The sequence below is a fragment of the Brevibacterium epidermidis NBRC 14811 genome (genome assembly GCF_001570805.1).
GTDB lineage: Bacteria > Actinomycetota > Actinomycetes > Actinomycetales > Brevibacteriaceae > Brevibacterium > Brevibacterium epidermidis.
Genome location: NZ_BCSJ01000012.1, coordinates 45,384 through 65,390, shown reverse-complemented (window position 1 = coordinate 65,390; position 20,007 = coordinate 45,384). Strand labels below are relative to the sequence as shown.

General features: G+C 63.8%; 20 protein-coding genes, 2 tRNA genes and 1 other RNA gene. 11 read left to right on the top strand and 12 right to left on the bottom strand.

The features are described 5' to 3' along the window. Positions 1 to 59: 59 nt before the first annotated feature. Positions 60 to 785, bottom strand: a complete 726-nt coding sequence (locus BEP01S_RS09120; protein ID WP_062242434.1) for a FadR/GntR family transcriptional regulator — start codon at positions 783 to 785, stop codon at positions 60 to 62. 125 nt (positions 786 to 910) lie between these two features. Between BEP01S_RS09120 and map the strand changes: the two genes are divergently transcribed. Further along, complete coding sequence (gene map, locus BEP01S_RS09115) at positions 911 to 1,819, top strand: type I methionyl aminopeptidase (protein WP_062242432.1); 909 nt, start codon at positions 911 to 913, stop codon at positions 1,817 to 1,819. Position 1,820: 1 nt separating this feature from the next. Next, positions 1,821 to 2,654, top strand: coding sequence for a polyphosphate--glucose phosphotransferase (gene ppgK, locus BEP01S_RS09110; protein ID WP_039210887.1), 834 nt, complete (start codon positions 1,821 to 1,823; stop codon positions 2,652 to 2,654). Positions 2,655 to 2,710: 56 nt separating this feature from the next. Here ppgK and rnpB read toward each other — a convergent pair. Further along, an RNA gene (gene rnpB / locus BEP01S_RS09105) (RNase P RNA component class A) lies at positions 2,711 to 3,079 on the bottom strand. 141 nt (positions 3,080 to 3,220) lie between these two features. Here rnpB and BEP01S_RS09100 point away from each other — a divergent pair. Continuing rightward, a complete protein-coding gene (locus BEP01S_RS09100) occupies positions 3,221 to 3,997 on the top strand; it encodes a YaaA family protein (RefSeq protein ID WP_062242444.1) in 777 nt (258 codons plus the stop codon). Positions 3,998 to 4,033: 36 nt separating this feature from the next. On the opposite strand, the gene BEP01S_RS09095 is transcribed toward BEP01S_RS09100, so the two are convergent. Further along, positions 4,034 to 4,762: a zinc ribbon domain-containing protein gene (locus BEP01S_RS09095; RefSeq protein ID WP_062242430.1), complete on the bottom strand. Its 729-nt coding sequence runs from the start codon at positions 4,760 to 4,762 to the stop codon at positions 4,034 to 4,036. Positions 4,763 to 4,776: 14 nt separating this feature from the next. Next, positions 4,777 to 5,631: a Nif3-like dinuclear metal center hexameric protein gene (locus BEP01S_RS09090; protein WP_039210883.1), complete on the bottom strand. Its 855-nt coding sequence runs from the start codon at positions 5,629 to 5,631 to the stop codon at positions 4,777 to 4,779. 128 nt (positions 5,632 to 5,759) lie between these two features. On the opposite strand from BEP01S_RS09090, the gene BEP01S_RS09085 reads away from it, so the two are divergent. After that, complete coding sequence (locus BEP01S_RS09085) at positions 5,760 to 7,301, top strand: fatty acyl-CoA synthetase (protein ID WP_062242428.1); 1,542 nt, start codon at positions 5,760 to 5,762, stop codon at positions 7,299 to 7,301. Between the two features lie 12 nt (positions 7,302 to 7,313). Here the strand turns inward: BEP01S_RS09085 and bioB are convergent, their stop codons facing one another. Continuing rightward, positions 7,314 to 8,450 carry a biotin synthase BioB gene (gene bioB / locus BEP01S_RS09080; RefSeq protein ID WP_062242426.1) on the bottom strand — a complete coding sequence of 379 codons (1,137 nt, stop codon included), beginning with the start codon at positions 8,448 to 8,450 and terminating at the stop codon, positions 7,314 to 7,316. Positions 8,451 to 8,722: 272 nt separating this feature from the next. On the opposite strand from bioB, the gene BEP01S_RS09075 reads away from it, so the two are divergent. Further along, positions 8,723 to 10,129: a uracil-xanthine permease family protein gene (locus BEP01S_RS09075; protein ID WP_062242424.1), complete on the top strand. Its 1,407-nt coding sequence runs from the start codon at positions 8,723 to 8,725 to the stop codon at positions 10,127 to 10,129. 121 nt (positions 10,130 to 10,250) lie between these two features. Here the strand turns inward: BEP01S_RS09075 and BEP01S_RS09070 are convergent. After that, positions 10,251 to 10,327 (bottom strand) — tRNA-Pro (locus BEP01S_RS09070). Positions 10,328 to 10,409: 82 nt separating this feature from the next. Here BEP01S_RS09070 and BEP01S_RS09065 point away from each other — a divergent pair. Together BEP01S_RS09065 and BEP01S_RS09060 are read left to right on the top strand one after the other, a co-directional pair. Continuing rightward, on the top strand, positions 10,410 to 10,907 hold the full coding sequence (locus BEP01S_RS09065) for a TetR family transcriptional regulator (RefSeq protein WP_062242422.1): 498 nt from the start codon (positions 10,410 to 10,412) through the stop codon (positions 10,905 to 10,907). Positions 10,908 to 11,019: 112 nt separating this feature from the next. Beyond that, a tRNA-Val gene (locus BEP01S_RS09060) sits at positions 11,020 to 11,093 on the top strand. Positions 11,094 to 11,171: 78 nt separating this feature from the next. Here BEP01S_RS09060 and BEP01S_RS09055 read toward each other — a convergent pair. Continuing rightward, a complete protein-coding gene (locus BEP01S_RS09055) occupies positions 11,172 to 11,519 on the bottom strand; it encodes a cupin domain-containing protein (RefSeq protein ID WP_039210878.1) in 348 nt (115 codons plus the stop codon). 123 nt (positions 11,520 to 11,642) lie between these two features. Between BEP01S_RS09055 and BEP01S_RS09050 the strand changes: the two genes are divergently transcribed. Continuing rightward, positions 11,643 to 12,233: a DUF2249 domain-containing protein gene (locus BEP01S_RS09050; RefSeq protein WP_244882172.1), complete on the top strand. Its 591-nt coding sequence runs from the start codon at positions 11,643 to 11,645 to the stop codon at positions 12,231 to 12,233. Positions 12,234 to 12,319: 86 nt separating this feature from the next. On the opposite strand, the gene BEP01S_RS09045 is transcribed toward BEP01S_RS09050, so the two are convergent. Further along, entirely contained in the window at positions 12,320 to 12,748 is a 429-nt protein-coding gene (locus BEP01S_RS09045; RefSeq protein WP_039210874.1) for a DUF1801 domain-containing protein, read from the bottom strand. A 17-nt stretch (positions 12,749 to 12,765) separates the two neighbouring features. Next, positions 12,766 to 13,242 carry an Lrp/AsnC family transcriptional regulator gene (locus BEP01S_RS09040; protein ID WP_039210873.1) on the bottom strand — a complete coding sequence of 159 codons (477 nt, stop codon included), beginning with the start codon at positions 13,240 to 13,242 and terminating at the stop codon, positions 12,766 to 12,768. Between the two features lie 109 nt (positions 13,243 to 13,351). On the opposite strand from BEP01S_RS09040, the gene BEP01S_RS09035 reads away from it, so the two are divergent. Further along, positions 13,352 to 14,533, top strand: coding sequence for a trans-sulfuration enzyme family protein (locus tag BEP01S_RS09035; RefSeq protein WP_062242419.1), 1,182 nt, complete (start codon positions 13,352 to 13,354; stop codon positions 14,531 to 14,533). Positions 14,534 to 14,704: 171 nt separating this feature from the next. After that, positions 14,705 to 15,466, top strand: a complete 762-nt coding sequence (locus BEP01S_RS09030) for a MerR family transcriptional regulator (RefSeq protein ID WP_039210870.1) — start codon at positions 14,705 to 14,707, stop codon at positions 15,464 to 15,466. Positions 15,467 to 15,492: 26 nt separating this feature from the next. On the opposite strand, the gene BEP01S_RS09025 is transcribed toward BEP01S_RS09030, so the two are convergent. From BEP01S_RS09025 to BEP01S_RS09015, 3 genes are all read right to left on the bottom strand, one after another. Continuing rightward, entirely contained in the window at positions 15,493 to 15,897 is a 405-nt protein-coding gene (locus BEP01S_RS09025) for an HIT family protein (protein ID WP_062242417.1), read from the bottom strand. A 64-nt stretch (positions 15,898 to 15,961) separates the two neighbouring features. Further along, the gene (locus BEP01S_RS09020; protein WP_062242415.1) at positions 15,962 to 16,429 is read right to left on the bottom strand and encodes a redoxin domain-containing protein; all 468 of its coding nucleotides are present in this window, start codon (positions 16,427 to 16,429) and stop codon (positions 15,962 to 15,964) included. Beyond that, positions 16,426 to 16,869 (bottom strand): DUF3052 domain-containing protein, encoded by a 444-nt coding sequence (locus tag BEP01S_RS09015; RefSeq protein ID WP_025780561.1) that lies wholly within the window; start codon positions 16,867 to 16,869, stop codon positions 16,426 to 16,428. The genes BEP01S_RS09020 and BEP01S_RS09015 overlap by 4 nt, the downstream gene beginning before the upstream one ends. Positions 16,870 to 17,162: 293 nt before the next feature. Here BEP01S_RS09015 and aceE point away from each other — a divergent pair, with 293 nt between their 5' ends. Next, entirely contained in the window at positions 17,163 to 19,925 is a 2,763-nt protein-coding gene (gene aceE / locus BEP01S_RS09010) for a pyruvate dehydrogenase (acetyl-transferring), homodimeric type (RefSeq protein WP_062242413.1), read from the top strand. Positions 19,926 to 20,007: the final 82 nt, after the last annotated feature.

The window sequence follows — 20,007 nt, the reverse complement described above, 5'->3', positions numbered from 1 at the left end:
GGCCCAGCAACCTCGCGCGAGGTTGCTGGGCCGCCGTCAGGTAGTTCTGGGAGGGATTTTCAGTGCGGGGTGACGATCGTCGTGTATCGGAAGTGCTCCTCGCACAGTCGGCCGGCCTCGGTGGCGTCACCGGCGGCGATCGCTTCGACGATCGCGGCGTGGTCGTCCACGGCATGGTCGAAGAGTTCGGCGGAGAACGGGTCGTGCCGGAAACCGGCGTTGATCTTCGTGTCGAGGTCGATGGCCATGCGCACGAGTTCCGGGTTGTGTCCGGCACGGGCGATGGCGAAATGGAACTGCGCGTCCGCGGTGCGGGCGGCGGCCGCCTCGGCGCGTTGGGAGTACACCTCGGCCAGCTCCCTCAGTTCGCTCAGCTCGTCCTCGGTGCGTCTGCGCGCCGCTGTTGCAGCCAGGGAATTCTGGAAGACGGCACGGGCGTCGAGGAGGTTGCGCCGTTCGGCATGGAATTCGTCGATCCGGCCGGCCATAGGAGCCAGCGCTTCGGGGCGGGCGGTCTTGACGAACGTCCCTCCCCCACGGCCGCGGCGGCGTTCGACGACTCCGAGACGCTCGAGTCGCAGCAGGGCAGCGCGGACGCTCGAGCGGGACACCTGCAGATCTGTGGCCAAGGTGCGTTCGCCCGGCAGCAGGGTGCCTTCCGGCAGTGCTCCGACGGCGATTCCGGAGAGGATGTGGTCGGCGATCTGCTGCGGTGCGCTCGTCAGGCTCACCACTTCGCCCAGTCCGGCGAACTCGTGGCCTGCCGTTGTCGTGTCGTCGCTCAATCTGCCTCCCGCTTCCTTGGCACGGCTGCTTCCGATTCTAGACTCCACCGGGGCTTGGCCGCGGCATCGACAGGCACGCGGGCGGCGGGACAAAGCCGCGTTTCCAGCATAGGATCGACACCATCATGACTGTTCACACTCGCCTGCTCACGCCCGGAACGATTTCGCCCGAACGCGGTGTGCCGAAGGACATCCCCCGCCCGGAGTACGTCGGCCGGGCCGATGCCGATGAGGGCCGCGGAAACAATTTCTACAGCGCCGAGGAGGTCGAGACGGTCCGTGCGGCCGGTCGGATCGCGGCCAACGCCCTCGCCGCCGTCGGTGAGATGATCGTCCCCGGCATCACGACCGATGACATCGACAAGGTGGCGCACGAGTTCATGTGCGATCACGGTGCGTACCCGTCGACACTGGGCTACCGCGGTTTCCCGAAGTCCGTGTGCACCTCCGTCAACGAGGTGATCTGCCACGGCATCCCCGATTCGACCGTCATCGAAGACGGCGACATCGTCAATGTCGACATCACTGCCTATTACCAGGGCATGCACGGGGACACGAACTACACGTTCACCGCCGGAGACGTCGATGAGGAGTCCCGCCTGCTCATCGAACGCACCTATGAGTCGATGATGCGCGGGATCAAAGCGGTCAAACCGGGCCGTCAGGTCAACGTCATCGGGCGAGTGATCGAGAAGTACGCGAAGCGCTTCGACTACGGGGTCGTGCGCGACTACAGCGGCCACGGGGTCGGTCGTGAGTTCCATTCAGGCCTCATCATCCCCCACTACGACGCTGCTCCCGCCCACGCCGAGACGATGGAGCCGGGAATGATCTTCACCATCGAGCCGATGCTCAACCTCGGCACGATCGACTGGGACGTCTGGGACGATGCCTGGACCGTGGTGACGAAGGATCGCAGACGCTCCGCTCAGTTCGAGCACACGCTGGTGGTGACCGAGACCGGTGCCGATATCCTGACCCTGCCCGATGCCGACACCGCGATTGCCGCGGGCCCCGCACACGAGGAGGGATGAGATGACCGCGGAGACCTCCCCACGCTTTGCGATCGGAATCGACATCGGTGGCACCGGGATCAAAGCCGCACTCGTCGACACGGTGACTGGCAGCCTGCCGTTCAAGCGACTGCGCGAGCTCACCCCGAAACCGAGCACCCCGGATGCCGTGGCCGCGACGATCGCCAAGCTGCTGGATGCACTGAGTGAGCGTGCCGTCGAACTCGAGCTCGTCACCGACCGTGCCGCCCTCGACTCCCTGCCTGTGGGCTGCGGCTTCCCCGGTGTCATCCGCGAGGGGCGTGTCGAATACACGGCGAACCTCGATCAGAGTTGGATCGGTTCGCCGATTGCCGAGATCATCGGGGAGAGCACGGGACGCACCGTGTACTTCCTCAACGATGCTGATGCCGCCGGTCTGGCCGAGATGACCTTCGGCGCCGGGCGCAAGCACCGTAAGAACACCGTGCTGCTGACGACGCTGGGTACGGGAATCGGGACCGCCCTGTTCACGCAGGGTCGTATGGTCCCCTACACCGAACTCGGCCATATCGAGATGAACGGCGCCGATGCCGAGACGCAGGCCGCAGAATCGGTGCGGACCCGACTGGGGCTGTCCTATCCGGAATGGGCGGCTCGACTGCAGCAGTACTATTCGCAGATCGAACTGCTCGTCGCCCCGGACGTCATCATCGTCGGCGGCGGTGTTTCGAAGTCCCATGACCAGTTCCTGCCGCTGATCAAGACGCGAGCGAAACTCAAACCGGCGAAGCTGTACAACAATGCCGGAATCGTGGGGGCTGCGATGATCGCGGTCAATGACGGAAAGGCGAAGGTTCGTCGCAGTCAGTCCTGAACGGACGAAGCTCCGCGTCACGAGTCGACGACGGCGCTGCAGATGATCCTGAGAATGAGGACAGGCCACCGATAAGCCGGGTTCTGTCGACGAGTCGGTCGCCCTTCTCGCCTGACGGTCATCTATCTGGGACCGATGTTGCCACCGGCCTCAAGCAATCCACCCGACGACTCGGCGAGCAGCCTCGAACGTCGTCTGTCTGATCTTGCTCCGGATGGGGTTTACCCAGCAGCGACGGTCACCCGCCGCCCTGGTGGTCTCTTACACCACCGTTTCACCCTTACCCAGTCGGAACTGGGCGGTCTGCTTTCTGTTGCACTGGCCCGCGGGTTGCCCCGGGTGGGTGTTACCCACCATCCATGCTCTGTGGAGCCCGGACGTTCCTCAGCCCTCGAAATGAGAGCCGCGACCGTCTGGTGACCTGTCCTCAAGCAACCCAGTGTAGTCGCTCCGGGGCTCCCCCATGCACCCGGCACCGAGGCGCAGCGGATCTTAAGGTGCGAACGTGATCAACCTCATCCACACCCGGTTCCGGCCGAATCAGCACAGGATCATACGATGGGGTGGTGAAGATCCTGCTGCCGCCCTCAGAGGGCAAGACTCCGTCGACAACCGGCCCCACTCTCGACCTCGACAGTCTCTCGGCTCCGGAACTCACCACGAAGCGCAAACGGGTCCTGTCTGCACTGAAGAAGGTCTCGAAGCGTCGGGATGCCCTCGAGAAACTGGGCGTCGGGGCGTCACTTGCGGCCGATGTCGAACGCAACACGGTCCTCGATGAGATCCCCTGCGCTCCCGCGCTGCTCACCTATTCAGGCGTCCTCTTCGAAGCGATGGGCGCGAGCGAACTCGTGGCCCAGTCGGAGAATGACGAGAGGCTGCGCGAACGTCTCCAGGACGTCCACATCTTCTCCGCCCTGTTCGGCCTCGTGCACGGACTCGATGTGATCCCCGCCTACCGTTTGGCGATGAAGACCGATCTGGGGACGCTCGGAAAGCTGACGTCGTACTGGAAGCCGATCCTCGCGAAGTCCTGTTCCCTTGATCCCGCCGAGGTGGCCCTCGACTGCCGTTCGAGCGATTACCGGTCCGTGTGGCCGGGTCCCACCGACCAGGTCGTGACAATGGGTGCGGTCTCCGTCAGCGGCGGAAAGCGTCGTGTCGTCTCCCATTGGGCGAAGTTCTACCGAGGAGAGTTCGCCGGTCGACTGCTCTCCGATGACCGTGCACTGCCGGAGTCGGCGGAAGAGCTTGTGGCTCGGGCCGAGGAGTTCTACGAGGTCGAATTCGAATCACCGACGAAGTCGAAGCCTGCGAATCTCATGATCGTCCTCCGGGACTGACGTTTCCGGCGGGTCGACGGATCGGCTCAGTCTGGGTCAGCTGCGACGCAGGAGCACCGCTTCGCATTCCTCGCACTCGTAGGTTTCGTTGGCATCGGCGCCGAGCATTCGGTGCCAGACTGCCCCGCCGATCTCCTGGCCGCACGCCTGACAGTTCGGCCCGGTGAGCAGTGCGGCTCCGGGACCGCCCTGCCGGACATTGGCATCGAATGCGGTGAGCAGCGGCTGGGGCATTTCGCTTCGCGGACCTGACGCCGCGGATTCGTTCTCGGCGATGCGTTCGCGCAGTTCGGCTTTCCGGTCCTTCACTGCGGTCTGCACCTCTTTGCCGGAGGCCGTGACTTCTGCGATTCGGTCATCGACTGCGGCAAGCTCGCCTTCCGCGGCTTCGAGCTTCTCCATCTCGTCGAGCTGCGATTCTTCGAGCTCGGAGATCCGAGCCTCGTGCCCGGCGATCTCCTCTTGCAGATTCACCATGTCTCGGCTCGTCAGACCGGTTCCGTCATTGAGCTCGGCGGTCTTCTTCTCGATCTTCGACCGCTGCGCCTCAATGAGGCGGGTGGCTTCGTCGATCGCCTGCTGGTGGCCTTCCACAACAGCGGCGGCCTCGGTCCGCCTCTCGCCGAGTTCCTTGTGGCGGGCGACGAGTTCCTTGAGTTCCTCTGCCCGCTTGGGGTTGTCGTGTTCGAACTGCAGAGCGCGCCCGTTGGCGGTGAGTTCGATGAGAGTCTGCAGCGCTGTTCTCTGGCTGTCTGTGATGAGCATCCTCGGTCTCCTCGTCAGTACCGTTCGACCCAGGGGTCGGTGTTGACCGCCGAATGCTGCAGCGAGACGGTGAAGCCGCGCCGGGCGAATTCGGTCTCGAGCGCTTCGGCCGCCGCGTTCAGCCAGACCGTCTCCGAAGCCCAGTGGGAGACGTCGATGAGCGAGAGTCCGCTTTCCCGGCGATTCGCCGTGTCGAGCGCCTCGGTGGCCGGGTGGTGGCGCAGGTCGGCAGTCACATAGACATCGGCGCCGCTGGCTCGAACCTCGTCGAACAGCGAATCGCCGGCACCGCCGCAGACCGCGACACGGGTCACCATCGCTGCCGGGTCGCCGGCAATGCGCACCCCGGTCGTCGTCCGCGGAAGCTCAGACGCGAGTCGCCTCGCCAGATCGCGGACAGGGATCGGCTCGTCGAGGTCGCCGACGCGGCCGATTCCCGTGGGCAGCCCGTCGCTTCTCGCCTCAGCAGGCGTGGTGTGTGCAGCCAGGGGCTGAGCATCATTGATGCCCATGAGCGAGATGAGCACATCGGAGACTCCGCCGCGGGCCGAATCGGCGTTCGTGTGCGCATTGAACAGCGCAATGTCGTTGCTGATGAGAGTGTGGACGGCGCCGCCCTTCAGCGTGGCGGCGTTCACCGACTTCACTGGTTTGAGCATGAGCGGGTGATGATTGAACACCAGATCCGCGCCGAGGACGACCGCCTCGGCGATCACAGCGTCCATCGGGTCGAGAGCCAAAAGGATCGACCGGACCTCGGCATCAGGGTCACCGACAGCCAATCCCACGGAGTCCCACGACTCAGCCAAGGCCGGTGGCCACAGCGAGTCGAAGACCTCAACGCAGTCACTCACCTTCGGATGTCTCATGCCCCCACACTATTACATCCGAACCGGAGACCATGGCCCGTATTGCCGGAAGAGAAAACATACGGACAGCGCCGCAGAATTCGGTGGACGATTTTCAGCAAAAGTGATTTCGCTCATATATTTGGACCATGACAACAACACGCGACTCCTCTGAATCAACTGTCACCGCCCAAACATCCACAGTCTCCGATCTCGTGCGACGCAGCGCCGGCCGATTCGCCGCCGACACGGCCATCGAATTTGCCGACCGAACCTGGACCTATGCAGAACTCGACGCCGCCGTCACTGCGGTGGCTCGCGAACTCGTCCGCCTGGGCGTGACGAAAGGCGACCGGGTCGCCGCCTATGGGAAGAACTCCGACCTCTTCGTCCTCCTCTACCTCGGCTGCGCCCGTGCCGGGTTCATCCATGTGCCGGTCAACTATCAGCTCAAAGGCGACGAGCTCGACTACATCCTCAGCAACTCGGGCGCCGAAATCGTCTTCGCCGATGCCGACCTCATGTCCGCTGTGACATCCACTCCGACCGGCGCTTCGGCCCAGGTGATCGACTTCGCCGACCTCGTTCCGGTCGCCACCACGGATTCGATCGCCCCTGCGGGTGCGGGAGAGTTCTCCGTCGACGACACGGATGTGGCACAGCTGCTGTACACCTCCGGCACCACCTCGGCGCCGAAGGGTGCTGTGATGACTCATCGAGCCCTGGTGCACGAGTACCTGTCATCGCTGATGTCCCTCGACTTCGCGGCGACGGATCGTGCCGTCCATGCCCTGCCGCTCTATCACTCGGCGCAGATGCATGTCTTCCTGCTGCCTCTGCTGTCGATCGGCGCACACAACATTATCGTCCCCGCCCCCGTGCCGGACCAGCTGCTGGCGCTGTTCGAAGAGCGGGAGATCAATTCGTTCTTCGCCGCCCCCACCGTGTGGGTCGCTCTGGCGAACAGCCCCGACCTCGAGACTCGCAATCTCGACAGCCTCCGCAAGGCGTACTACGGGGCCTCGATCATGCCCGGGCCGATCCTCGAGCGTCTGCGTCAGCGGCTTCCGAAGCTCGGCTTCTATAACTGCTTCGGTCAGTCGGAGCTCGGCCCCCTGTGCGCAGTGCTGCGCCCCGAGGAACATGATGACCACCCCGGTTCGGCCGGTCGCCCGGTCATGTTCGTCGAGACCCGAGTCGTCAATGCCGACGGTAGCAATGTCGGTCCCGGCGAGGAGGGCGAGATCCTCTACCGGTCGCCGCAGCTGTGTGAAGGCTACTGGAACCGTCCTGACGCCACTGCTGAGGCATTCGACGACGACTGGTTCCATTCCGGCGACCTCGTCAAGGTCGACGACAACGGCTTCATCGAAGTCGTCGACCGGGTCAAGGACGTGATCAACACCGGCGGCGTCCTCGTGGCCAGTCGCCAGGTCGAAGATGCGATCTTTGAACTTCCTCAGGTCGCCGAGGTAGCCGTGGTCGGTCTTGCCGACGAGAAATGGATCGAGGCGGTCGCGGCCTTTGTCGTCCTCAAAGAAGGCCAGCCTCCTCTCACGGCTGACGAAGTCATCGCCCACGTCAAGTCCCGTCTGGCCGGATTCAAGGTACCCAAGCGGGTGGAGTTCGTGGCCGAACTGCCGAAGAACTCGGCCGGCAAGATCCTCAAGCGCAGCCTGCGTCAGGTCTGAACGGACTGGCTCTCAGACGTTCGCGGTTGCGGCCGTGCCGGCCCCGCGTCTGCGGATGACGGGGTCGGTGTGGTCGGCCGCCTCGGTGGTGGACTTGGTATCCGAACAGCAGCCTCCGGCGGTCTCCTCGTCCTGCCCGAGAATGGTGAATCCGTTGTCGCGGATCATCGCAAGATCATCGGCGGCGGCTTGCCCCTCCGCGGTGAGATAGTCGCCGAGGAAAATCGAGTTGGCCAACTGCAGAGCCATCGGCTGCAGCGACTTGAGGTGGATCTCGCGGCCGCCGGCGAGGCGGATCTCACGGTCCGGGCAGACGAAACGGGCCGTCGCGACGATCTTCATGCACTGCATCGGGGTGAGGTTCCACTGCCCTTCGAGCGGGGTGCCGTCGAAGGGGACGAGGAAGTTGATCGGGATCGAGTCGGAGTCGAGGGCTTTGAGTGCGAAGAGCGCCTCGATGATCTGCTCGTCGCTTTCGCCGAGTCCGACGATGAGGCCGCTGCACGGTGAAAGTCCGGCGGTCTTGGCGAGTTCGACGGTGTTCGTCCGGTCCTCATAGGTGTGGGTCTTGACGATGTTGTCGTGGAAGGACTCGGCGGTGTTGATGTTGTGGTTGTAGGCGTCGGCACCGGCCTCTTTGAGCGATTCGGCCTGCCCTTCCTTGAGGATACCGAGGCAGGCGCAGACTTCGACTTCCGGGTTCTCGTCCTTGAGCCGTTCGACGATCTCTCCGACGCGGTTGACGTCGCGTCGGCTGGGGCCGCGACCGCTGGCGACGAGGCAGACGCGGGAGGCTCCCCCGCCGATGCCCATGCTCGCCTGGTCCATGGCCTCCTCGATGCTCAACCACGAGTATTTGAGGATCTCCGCCTTCGATCCCAGCGACTGCGAGCAGTAGGTGCAGGTCTCCGGACACATACCCGATTTGAGATTGACGAGGTAGTTCAACTTGATCGACATGCCGAAGTAGCGTCGGCGCAGTCGCGATCCGGCGTGGACGAGTCCGAAGAGATCCTCGTCCGGTGTGGACAGAAGCGCGAGTGCCTCCGCTTCCGTGATTGCTGCCCCGTCGAGAATGGACTCGGCGAGTTGGTCAGGGTTCACAAGTTGGTCGAGGTTCACGGTCTGATCAGGGTTCACAGTCGTCATCGATTGGTCCTTTGTCTCCGAGTGATTGCGCAGATTCTGTGTCAGTCCAGGTCAGATCACCTGAACACTGTTCAATACGCCATCAGAACCGCGATCCTCGCCTCTGTATCGGACTCCTCATCGGAGTGGGAGAACACCCGAACCGAGCGCATAGGACAATCGCGGACTCGGCGAGACAGCGAGCGGGAGCATAGACTTCTGTCGCCGGCTCGGACCGCTGTCCGACGCTCGGACGACGGCCCGCAAACGGGAAGAACGGAACGAGGAGCACTATGGCGGATTCGGAACAGACGGACACTCACGACGGAACGGGCAGTCGTCGCGGCTGGCGTCTGCACGGAGACGGCCGCACGATCGCTCCCGGTGAGAAGGTTCTGCCCGAGGAGCGTCTGAGCTGGCCGCGGACCATCAGCATCGGCGCCCAACACGTCGTGGCGATGTTCGGCGCGACGTTCCTCGTCCCCCTGCTCACCGGATTCCCGCCGTCGACGACGCTGTTCTTCACCGCCATCGGCACGCTGCTCTTCCTGCTCATCACGAAGGGCATGATGCCCTCGTACCTCGGATCGTCTTTCGGGCTGCTCGCCCCGATCGGCGCCGTCACGGGATTCTCGGCGACAGCCGGAGAGGACCTCGAACCGCACGCCATGGCCTTGGCCCAAGGCGGAATCATCTCCGTGGGCGTCACCCTGGCACTTGTCGGTCTCGTCGTCCACTTCGTCGGCGTTCGCTGGATCGAGGTGACGATGCCGCCGGTGGTCACCGGTGCCATCGTCGCACTCATCGGCCTCAACCTGGCCCCCGCCGCCTGGGACTGGGTCAAGGCCGCTCCCCTGACGGCCGTGATCACGATCATCGCCATTCTGCTCACCACGGTGCTCTTCCGCGGTATGCTCGGCCGGCTCTCGATCCTCATCGGCGTCCTGGTCGGTTATGGCGCGGCGTGGCTGCAGGGCGAACTCGACTTCTCCACCGTCACCGAAGCCGACTGGGTGGGTCTGCCCGCGTTCCATGCTCCGGCCTTCGACCTCGGTTACCTCGGCCTCTTCCTACCTGTCGTCCTCGTCCTCATCGCCGAGAACATCGGCCATGTGAAGTCGGTCGCCGCGATGACCGGCCGCGACCTCGACCACCTCACCGGCCGAACGCTCTTCGCTGACGGATTCTCCACCATCCTCGCCGGATCCGGCGGCGGTTCCGGTACGACGACCTATGCCGAGAACATCGGCGTCATGGCAGCCACACGCATCTTCTCCACCGCCGCCTACCTGTGCGCGGCGATCATCGCCCTCATCCTCAGCATGCTGCCGAAGTTCGGCGAAATCATCGCCACGATCCCACCCGGAGTCCTCGGCGGCGCGGCAACCGTGCTCTACGGAATGATCGGCATGCTCGGCGTGCGCATCTGGGTGGAGAACAAGGTCGACTTCTCCAACCCGATCAACCTCAACACCGCCGCGGTCTCACTCATCGTCGCCATCGCGAACTTCACCTGGACACCGGGCGGACTGCAGTTCGAAGGCATCGCCCTGGGCACCGCCTCGGCGATCATCATCTACCAGCTGATGAAGGCGATCGCCCGGTGGCGGGGCACGGATCCCGATCTCCTCGCAGAGAACTTCGCCGAGGCGGCCCATCGATCCGATGCCGGCTCCCGGAAGCCAGGATCACCCTCCTGACCGCGAGTCGTGAAGATGGGGGTGCGCTGCATTCGTGCAGTGCACCCCCATCGCGACGATAGCCGGCGGTGAACGCAGAAGTGCCGCATCCTCGCCTGAGCGATGATGCGGCACTTTCCCTTGGTCGGGATAGCGGGATTCGAACCCACGACCTCCTCGTCCCGAACGAGGCGCGCTACCAAGCTGCGCTATATCCCGTGACCAGGAACTACTATAGCGATGGGAACGCGATCTGAAAAATCGGGCCCGGCCACTTTGGAAGAATGAAAGGTATGTCTCATTGGCACTGACCGCCGAAAGCATCACCACCACTGCCCTGACCATCCTTTCGCGTTACGGTCTCGGCGATCTGTCCATGCGCCGACTCGCCCGTGAACTCGACGTTCAGCCCTCTGCGCTGTACTGGCACGTCAAGGACAAGCAGTCTCTTCTCATCCTCATCTCGCGCAGCCTCAAGGCCGAAGTCGATGCACTCTGTCCTCCCACAGCCGATCCGCTCGCCGCGGCCATGTCTCTGCGTGAAGTGCTGCTGAAATATCGTGACGGCGCCGAGATCGTGCTGCTGGGCTATTCGATCGCGCCGACCGATGTCACACCTCAGGCGCTGGCGGCCGATCGTCTGGGTGCCGAACTCGCCCACGGAATCCTCACGCTCACACTCGGCGCTGTGGCAGTCGAGCAGAACCGCAGACTCTTCGACGTCGATTCAGCCGATGCGGCAGAGAATTTCGCAGCCAACGCGTCACTGCTGCTCCGAACCTCGTGGTCGCAGCACTGACCTGCAGTGAGATCGTCGGCCCGCAGGTTGACCGCAGGGGACCTCGTTTCGCCGCTCACCGCCGGATATGGCATACTGATCAAGCGCTGTCGCAGTCGTGACGACGCAGGTGGGGCCTATAGCTCAGTTGGCTAGAGCATCTCGTTTACACCGAGAGGGTCGGGGGTTCGAGTCCCTCTGGGCCCACCGCCAAGGCATCCCGTGAACACGGGATGCCTTTTCCATGTTCCGCCCCGAACCTCGCCGAGGCGGCCCCGGAGTCGGTCACCCCTTGTCGACCTCCGTGCGGATCGTCAGCAGAAACGCCGCATCGGTCAGGGCTTCCACCGAGTGCTTCTGCGGGGGAATCGCGATGAGCTCCCCGGCACTCAGTTCCCACGATTCGTCGGCAGTCACCATCCGCACCTGGCCCTTGACGACGTGCAACGTCGCTTCCGGAGGTGAATCATGTTCTGCGAGCTCTGCACCCTCTCGCAAGGTGAGCAGGGCCTGGCGGAGATAGGTTCCGGCGAAAACGCCCTTGGCGGCCCTTCCGCTGTGTGCCCCTCGGGCCTTCTCCAACAGCTCTGCGCTGAGGGCCTCCAGGTTCTGTGCGGGCATCTGATCGGTCATCGTGAACTCCTTCCTGAGTTGTGTGCAGCTCCGAGGCTTGCTCCCCTCCTCAGCCTAGGCTCGTTTGCCATCTGTGGTGATAGTTTCGAGGAGGAATCAGCGAAGCGAATGAGAGGTAATGCTGTGGCAGAAGAATCCGTCATCGACGTCCGGAGCATACCGAAGCCGGAGCGGCATCCGCTCATCATCAAAGCGTACGAGGAACTCGAGGTCGGCACTGGCCTGATCCTCGTCAACGATCACGTGCCCGAGGGCCTGCGCGTGGAAATGGTCCGTGAGTATGCCGAGGCGGTCGAGTGGGAGCCCCTGGAGAGCACAGAGGACGAGGCTCGGGTTCGCATCATCCGACGTGCCGCCACCCCTGCACCTCGCGTCGTCCTCGACGTCGCCGAACTCACCGAGACCGTCGAGGATTCCGGGTCCGTCTGGCAGCTGCCGACGCAGCACCGTGACCTCGACGCAAATGTCATCGCGCTGTCCCCCGGCGGGGAGATCCGCGAACATACAGGTCCGTCACTCGACGTCCTCATCCACGTCCTCGCCGGTGCCGGCACCCTTGAGACCGAAACGGGAACGATCGACCTGTCCCCCGGTCAGATCGTATGGCTGCCCCGTCGGTCCCGTCGCCGGTTCCTTGCCGACGCCGAGGCGGGACTGCAGTACTTCTCGGTCCATCAGCGCAAACAGGGGCTGAGTATCACGGCCCGCAGCTGACAGCGGGGACGAGCTCGGACACCCTTACGCCTAAGTCGACTTCGGGATTTCCAGCCGGCGTCCGTGATCAGGCCCCGAGCCTGGGTTCAGCTGTTCGGTTCCGGATCGTCGGGACGGGCAGCAGCGATCGCGATGAGACGGCGCAGCACCGCCTCGTCGATGTTATCCAAACGTCGCACATAGACGCAGCCGGCGCCCTCGGTGTACTTGCCGAGCTCCGGGAGCAGCTTCGCTCCCTCGGGCAGGTCTTTGAGTCCGTACAGAGAGAGCTGGCTCTTGCGCGGGGAGAAGCCCGTCGCCGGCCACTCTCCGTGATTGCGCGGGTTCACCGGCGACCGATAGTGGTAGCGGCCGTAGCCGACGATCGAAGGCCCCCACATCACGGGTTCTTCGCCGGTGACTTCGCGGAAGATCCTGTCGAGGGCGATTCCGTCCTCACGGCGCTTCTCGGGAGTCACTGAATCGAGGTAGTCAGCGACATCGGCGTCGGTCGGCTGGGTCTTGTTCTCTGTCATGAGGTCAGTATGGCAGTTCAGAGCTCGTCAGGGATCCAGGCGGAACCGTCCTCGACCCGGTAGATGAGGTTCGTGCGCGTATGCGCCACGGCAGGATAACGAGTGAGGTAGTCGAGGACGAAGGACTGCACGGCCGCGGTATCGGCGGCGACGATATGCAGCAGGTAGTCGTCGGCTCCGGCCATGTGGTACATCCGCACCACCCCTGGGAACTTCGGCGCAGCCGCGGTGAACGCGTCGATCTCGGTCCGATCATGTTTGGCCAGCCGAATCGAGATGAGTGCCTGCAGTCCGACTCCCAGCGCGGTCGGATCGACATCGATATTGAAACCGCGGATGACGCCGAGTGATCTCAGCCGTTTCAGGCGCAGGGAAACCGTCGATTCGGAGATTCCGACCGCCGCAGCCAGCACCGCACCCGAGGCACGTGCATCGGCGTTGAGCTCCTGCAGGAGGCGAAGATCGGTGCCATCGAGTGAGACATTCTGCGACATGTGTCACAGTCTCCCACATCTCATCGCAGACCCTCCCGATAAGTTTCCGATACTCGCAGGTGATTGCAGAAACATTGCAGAGGCCGGAAGAAGTGTATTGAATACGCTTATGACATCTATGCACCCTGAGACCCGAATGGTCCACGGCGGGATGGACGGTCTGGCAGACGCAGGCGTCCACGTTCCCGCAATCGACCTTTCCACCACCAACCCGGTCAATGACGTCCGCACCGGAGGAGATTCCTACGAAAGCCTCGCCGGCGGACATGCTCTCAGAGAGGGGGACTCCCCTGTCTACCAACGGCTATGGCAGCCCGGTGTGGCACGATTCGAGTCCGCGCTCGCCGAATTGGAGAACGCCGAATCCGCCGTCGCCTTCGCCACAGGTATGGCCGCCATGACCGCCGCGCTTCTCGCCGCAGTCGAAGCCGGCACTCCCCATATCGTCGCCGTCCGACCTCTCTATGGAGGAAGCGACCACCTGCTCGAGTCCGGTCTGCTGGGCACCTCGGTGACTTGGGCGAAAGAGGACGAGATCGCCTCGGCGATCCGCAAGGACACCGGACTCGTCATCATAGAAACACCGGCGAACCCCAGCCTCGACCTAGTCGACATCGAATCCGTCGTCGCGGCAGCCGGAGACGTTCCGGTCCTCGTCGACAACACCTTCTGCACCCCCGTGCTCCAGCGCCCGCTCGACCACGGGGCCACCCTCGTCCTGCACAGTGCCACGAAGTACCTCGGCGGCCACGGAGACGCGATGGGCGGGATCATCGCCACGAACAGCGAATGGACCATGCGCCTGCGCCGCGTCCGCGCCATCACCGGAGCCCTGCTGCACCCGATGGGTGCCTACCTCCTGCACCGCGGTCTGCGCACGCTGTCCGTGCGGATGCGCGCCGCACAGGACACCGCAGGTGAACTCGCTCGACGCCTCCAGACGCGCCCCGAAGTTGCCCGCGTCCACTACCCCGGACTCGCCGATTCCGATCCGCGCGGGCTCGTCGGTTCGCAGATGCACGGCGGCGGGGCGATGATCGCCATCGAACTCGCCGGAGGATTCGAAGCGGCTCGGACGTTCGTCGAGCACTGCGACCTCATCGTCCACGCGGTCTCCCTCGGCGGTGCCGATACGCTCATTCAGCACCCGGCCTCGCTCACCCACCGGCCCGTGGCAGCTACCGCGAAACCCGGTGACGGCCTCGTTCGGCTGTCGGTCGGGCTCGAACATGTCGACGACCTCGCACGCGACCTGTTCACTGCCCTCGACGCCATCCGCAACGCGGCCTGATTCCGCTCGACCCTGCGAGCTGAGCTCTTCGAGTCGCCGCCTCAGTCGGATCCTCGGCCCAGAACTTGTCTGCCCCCGTCTCGACGTTCCGAGACGGGGGCAGAACTTTCTCATCGCACTGACCGACCGGGCCTTGACCTTGACGCTGCGTCAACTTCTAAGCTGTCAGTCATGGACTGGCCCATTCAGGAAATCGCGCGGCTGACGGGAACGACGAGCCGAACCCTGCGTCACTACGACGCTATCGGTCTGCTACCGCCTACCTCCATCGCCGCCAATGGCTTTCGCTGCTACGACGAAACGGCATTGTTGCGCCTCCAGCGCATCCTGCTGCTCAAGGAGCTCGGACTGCCATTGGCGTCGATCGCCGAGATGCTTGATCGGAGAGACGATCCGGTCGAAGCTCTAACGCAGCATCTGGTCGCGCTCGGACGCGAGAGAGACCGGATCGACCGACAGCTCGCCGCCGTCACCGCTACCATCACACGACTGAAAGCAGGTGAGCCGCTCATGGCTGAAGAGATGTTCGATGGATTCGACCATCGCGAACACGAAGAGGAAGTGACCAGGCGTTGGGGTGCCGACGCCTTTCGGAGGGGAGACGAATGGTGGTCCCGCCAGTCTCCCGAACAGAAACAGGATTGGAAGGCACGCATGGCTGCTCTCTCCGCGGCCTGGATCACCGCCGCTGAGGAAGGGGCACGTCCCGAATCGGACCGCTGCCAAGAACTCGCCGAACGCCATATCGAATGGCTGAAAGCGGTTCCGGGCACGCCGGCGAATGACCCCGAGGGTGACCTCGCGGGCTACGTGCGCGGTCTCAGCCAGATGTACGTCGACGACCCGCGATTCGGTGCGAATTATGGCGGAACCGCCGGTGCCGAACTCGTCAAGGATTCACTCGATCGGTACTTCGAGGTGCGCGGTCTCTGATCCGGCCAAAGCCGGCTATGGCCGTATCAGGACAGTTCGGAGAGCGCCTGTCGGATCTTCTCGGCAGGCGCCTCCAGCTGCTCCGGGGTCTGCATCGGAGCGCGGTCGGAGATGTCGAAGTCATCCATGGAGTTCGTCGGCAAGACGTGGATGTGCAGGTGAGGCACTTCGTAGCCGACGACGAGGAGGCCGATGCGCTCACAGTCGAATGCTCGCTTCTGGGCTTCGCCGATCCTCTTCGCCACCGCGGTGAGGTGAGCGAGAAGTTCTGCATCAGCATCGATCCAGTGGGAGATCTCCTCACGGGGAACGACCATGACATGGCCTTCCGTCATCGGCGCGACATCGAGGAAGGCGACACACTTGTCGTCCTGATGGACGAAGGCGCCGGGGATCTCTCCATTGATGATCTTTGTGAACAGCGTGGCCATAGGGTGTCCTCCTCAACAGTCTCCGAAGCTGCCGTCGATCGGCACTTCGGGGGTGGCTCGATTCTCAGAGGCTGGAAAGCGCAGCAGCGAAATCCTCGGAGAAGTCCCGAGTCTCGGTGCGGGCGACCTGCCTGCCACTCACGATCGTACCCGCAGGTGAGATGACGAAGACTCCACGTTCGGCGACTCCGTGGTTCTCATCGAAGACACCGAAGGCACGAGCCGCTTCACCGTGGGGCCAGAAGTCCGAGGCGAGAGTGATGTCGATGTTCGCATTCCGTGCCCATGCCGCCAAAGTGTATTTGGAGTCCGTGGACACGACGATGACCTCGACGGCGTGGGAACCCTGCCGCATCCGCTCCTGCCACTCGTTGAGGGCGGCGAGTTCGTCTCCGCAGATCGGAGAGAAGGCGAACGGAACGAATGCGAGCACACGAGCGGCACGCGGGGCCGCCTCGGTGAGGGTGATGTCCGATCCGAGGTGATCGGGAAGGGTGAGATCCGGGGCCCGGTCACCGGGCCGCAGGATCATGAATAGTTCTTCTTGCCCACGAGCCGGAATCCGGCCCAGTCATCGGCGGCGCTGACCGTGGAGGTCACGTGCATTCCGGCGGTGGGCGCCGCTTCGGAGATGTCTGCGGGGCTGATGTGTCCCGGGCGGTTCGCCTTCGGGCTGAGCAGCCAAACGACTCCGCCCTCCTTCAGCGTGGTCTGGGCGTCGACGAGGCCGTCGATGAGGTCATCGTCGTCCGACCGCCACCACATGAGGATCACGTCGTAGACATCATCCTCTTCGCCGTCAGCGATCTTGTCTCCGATGATGTTCTCGATCGCCTCGCAGAGTGCCTGATCGACGTCGTCGTCATAGCCGACCTCTTGCACATAGTCGCCCTTGTTCAAGCCGAGGTTGTGTCCCAGCTCGTTTGCAAGGGTCGAAGTGGAGGATGTCCTTTCAGAAGCGGAGTTGCTCATGCCTGTATTGTTCCGCCAACAGTGGTCAAGGTGCAAATATCGGCGCGTCTGCGCGCGGCAAACGGACTCAAACAGCACCCGATCAGCACACCGGGCCGTGACCTTGTCTGATGGGCAGGCGGATGCGTCAGTCAGATCACAACTTCTCAGGAGCGCGAAGTTTGCCTGTGAGTACTAGGCTGGCTGGTGTATCGGGTGGCCTCTGGGCTCAGACAACCTGCGGAGCACACACCATTCGATGGACATGATCTCTACACCAATGAAGATCGTGGAGCTGAAGAGAGGACCACATCGTGGACAATCGGAATCAGGGCGGACCCATCCTCAACGGGCTGCCCAGCCAGGTGCCCGACATCGACCCGGAGGAGACCGCAGAATGGCTGGCCTCCCTCGATGGCCTCATCGACGAGGGCGGTCGGACTCGAGCACGCTATGTCATGCTGCGCATGCTCGAGCGCTCACGCCAGAAGCAGATCGGCGTACCCAGCCTCACTGCCACCGACTACGTCAACACCATCGGTCCGGAGAACGAGCCCTGGTTCCCCGGCGATGAAGAGGTCGAACGCCGCTACCGCCGCTGGAACCGCTGGAATGCGGCCATGCTCGTCCACCGGGCCCAGCGTCCAGGCGTCGAGGTCGGTGGACACATCTCCACCTACGCCTCCTCGGCGACTCTCTACGAAGTGGGCCTCAACCACTTCTTCCGCGGCAAGGACCATCCCGGCGGCGGCGACCACATCTTCTACCAGGGCCACGCCTCCCCCGGCATGTACGCCCGCGCCTTCCTCGAAGGCCGGATGAGCGCCGAACAGCTCGACGGATTCCGCCAGCAGCAGTCGCACTTCATCGACGGCAAGCCCCAGGGACTGCCGTCCTACCCGCACCCGCACCAGCTGCCCGACTTCTGGGAGCACCCCACGGTGTCGATGGGCCTCGGCCCGATGAACGCGATCGCGCAGGCACAGTTCGACAAGTACCTGTTTAACCGCGGGATCAAGGACACCTCACAGCAGCAGACCTGGGCCTTCCTCGGTGACGGCGAGCTCGACGAGCCCGAGAGCCGCGGCATGCTCCACGTCGCAGCTTTCGAAGAGCTCGACAACCTCAACTTCGTCATCAACTGCAACCTGCAGCGCCTCGACGGGCCCGTCCGCGGCAACGGCAAGATCATGCAGGAGCTCGAGTCCTACTTCCGCGGTGCCGGCTGGAACGTCATCAAGGTCGTCTGGGGACGCGAATGGGACGCACTGCTGGCCAAGGACCGCGACGGTGCTCTCGTCAACCTCATGAATGCCACCCCCGACGGCGACTACCAGACCTACAAGGGCGAGTCCGGCGGATTCGTGCGCGACAACTTCTTCGGCCGCGACCCGCGGACGAAGGCGATGGTTGAGAACTACAGCGACGAGCAGATCTGGAACCTCAAGCGCGGCGGCCACGACTACCGCAAGGTCTTCGCCGCATACAAGGCCGCGATGGAGCACACCGGTCAGCCGACCGTCATTCTCGTCAAGACGGTCAAGGGCTATTCGCTCGGACCTCACTTCGAGGCCCGCAACGCCACACACCAGATGAAGAAGCTCACGGTCGACGACCTCAAGCTCGCCCGTGACCACTTCCAGATCCCGATCTCGGACAAGGAGCTCGAAGAGAACCCGAAGCTGCCTCCGTACTACCACCCGGGAGTCGACGCCCCCGAGATCAAGTACATGCAGGAGCGCCGCGCGGAGCTCGGCGGCTACTCCCCCGAGCGGCGGACGACGCATGTCGATCTCAAGCTGCCCTCCGACAAGGCCTACCAGGCCGGACGCCGCGGATCCGGCAAGCAGGAGATCGCCACCACGATGGGCTTCGTGCGTGTGCTCAAGGACCTCATGCGGGAGAAGGACTTCGGTCACCGAATCGTGCCGATCATCCCCGATGAGGCACGCACGTTCGGCATGGACTCGTTCTTCCCGACGGCGAAGATCTACAACCCGCACGGCCAGAACTACATCTCGGTCGACCGCGACCTGTTCCTCGCCTACAAGGAGGCCACGGACGGGCAGCTGCTCCACGTCGGCATCAACGAGGCCGGAGCGACCGCGGCGCTGACCGCAGCCGGCACCTCGTACGCCACGCACGGTGAGCCGATGATCCCGTTCTACATCTTCTACTCGATGTTCGGCTTCCAGCGCTCCGGTGACTTCTTCTGGGCAGCCGGTGACCAGATGGCCCGCGGCTTCGTCCTCGGCGCCACCGCAGGACGTACCACGCTCGTGGCCGAAGGCCTGCAGCACGGCGACGGACACTCGCACGTGCTGGCCTCGACGTACCCGTCAGTGGTCTCCTACGACCCGGCCTACAGCTACGAGATCGCTCACATCGTCAAGGACGGCATCCACCGGATGTACGACCCCGCCGATGAGCGCGACCCCAACGTGCTCTACTACATCACGATGTACAACGAGCCGATGGTCCAGCCGGCAGAGCCGGAGAACCTCGACGTCGAAGGCGTGCTCAAGGGCCTCTACCTGCTGAAGAAGGGCCCCGACAACGGCGGTCCGAAGGTACAGCTCATGGCCTCCGGCGTCGGTGTGCCGTGGGTGCTCGAAGCTCAGGAGCTGCTCGATCAGGACTGGGGAGTCTCGGCCGATGTGTGGTCAGTGACCTCGTGGACGGAGCTGCGCCGCGACGGACTCGACGCGGAGAACGAACGTCTGAAGAACCCGAACTCCGAACCGCGCACCCCGTATGTGACCGAGAAGATGGCTGAGACCGAAGGTCCGGTCATCGCGACCTCGGATTATATGCGTGCAGTTCCCGACCAGATCCGTCAGTACGTCCCCAGCCATTTCACCTCGCTGGGAACCGACGGATACGGAATCTCGGACACCCGACCGGCGGCACGTCGGTACTACCTCGTCGACGGTCCGTCCGTGGTCACCCAGGCGCTGATCTCCCTGGCCGACACCGGAAAGATCTCCATCGACAAGGCCGCCGAGGCAGCTGCGAAGTACCAGCTCGACGATGTCCGGGCCGGCAACTCGGGTTCGACCGAGGGGGCAGGCGCCTGATCTCGCTTGAACCCTGAGAGCTGATATGGCCGGAGTCTCCAAGACTCCGGCCATATTTGTCATCTTTTCCGGCTCTTTGTAT

Coding starts and splice junctions, on each gene's coding strand:
- map (WP_062242432.1), top strand. CDS start 911: ATGACTGTTCACACTCGCCTGCTCACGCCCGGAACGATTTCGCCCGAA.
- ppgK (WP_039210887.1), top strand. CDS start 1,821: ATGACCGCGGAGACCTCCCCACGCTTTGCGATCGGAATCGACATCGGT.
- BEP01S_RS09095 (WP_062242430.1), bottom strand. CDS start 4,762: ATGCTCATCACAGACAGCCAGAGAACAGCGCTGCAGACTCTCATCGAA.
- BEP01S_RS09090 (WP_039210883.1), bottom strand. CDS start 5,631: ATGAGACATCCGAAGGTGAGTGACTGCGTTGAGGTCTTCGACTCGCTG.
- BEP01S_RS09085 (WP_062242428.1), top strand. CDS start 5,760: ATGACAACAACACGCGACTCCTCTGAATCAACTGTCACCGCCCAAACA.
- bioB (WP_062242426.1), bottom strand. CDS start 8,450: ATGACGACTGTGAACCCTGATCAGACCGTGAACCTCGACCAACTTGTG.
- BEP01S_RS09075 (WP_062242424.1), top strand. CDS start 8,723: ATGGCGGATTCGGAACAGACGGACACTCACGACGGAACGGGCAGTCGT.
- BEP01S_RS09055 (WP_039210878.1), bottom strand. CDS start 11,519: ATGACCGATCAGATGCCCGCACAGAACCTGGAGGCCCTCAGCGCAGAG.
- BEP01S_RS09045 (WP_039210874.1), bottom strand. CDS start 12,748: ATGACAGAGAACAAGACCCAGCCGACCGACGCCGATGTCGCTGACTAC.
- BEP01S_RS09040 (WP_039210873.1), bottom strand. CDS start 13,242: ATGTCGCAGAATGTCTCACTCGATGGCACCGATCTTCGCCTCCTGCAG.
- BEP01S_RS09035 (WP_062242419.1), top strand. CDS start 13,352: ATGACATCTATGCACCCTGAGACCCGAATGGTCCACGGCGGGATGGAC.
- BEP01S_RS09030 (WP_039210870.1), top strand. CDS start 14,705: ATGGACTGGCCCATTCAGGAAATCGCGCGGCTGACGGGAACGACGAGC.
- BEP01S_RS09025 (WP_062242417.1), bottom strand. CDS start 15,897: ATGGCCACGCTGTTCACAAAGATCATCAATGGAGAGATCCCCGGCGCC.
- BEP01S_RS09020 (WP_062242415.1), bottom strand. CDS start 16,429: ATGATCCTGCGGCCCGGTGACCGGGCCCCGGATCTCACCCTTCCCGAT.
- BEP01S_RS09015 (WP_025780561.1), bottom strand. CDS start 16,869: ATGAGCAACTCCGCTTCTGAAAGGACATCCTCCACTTCGACCCTTGCA.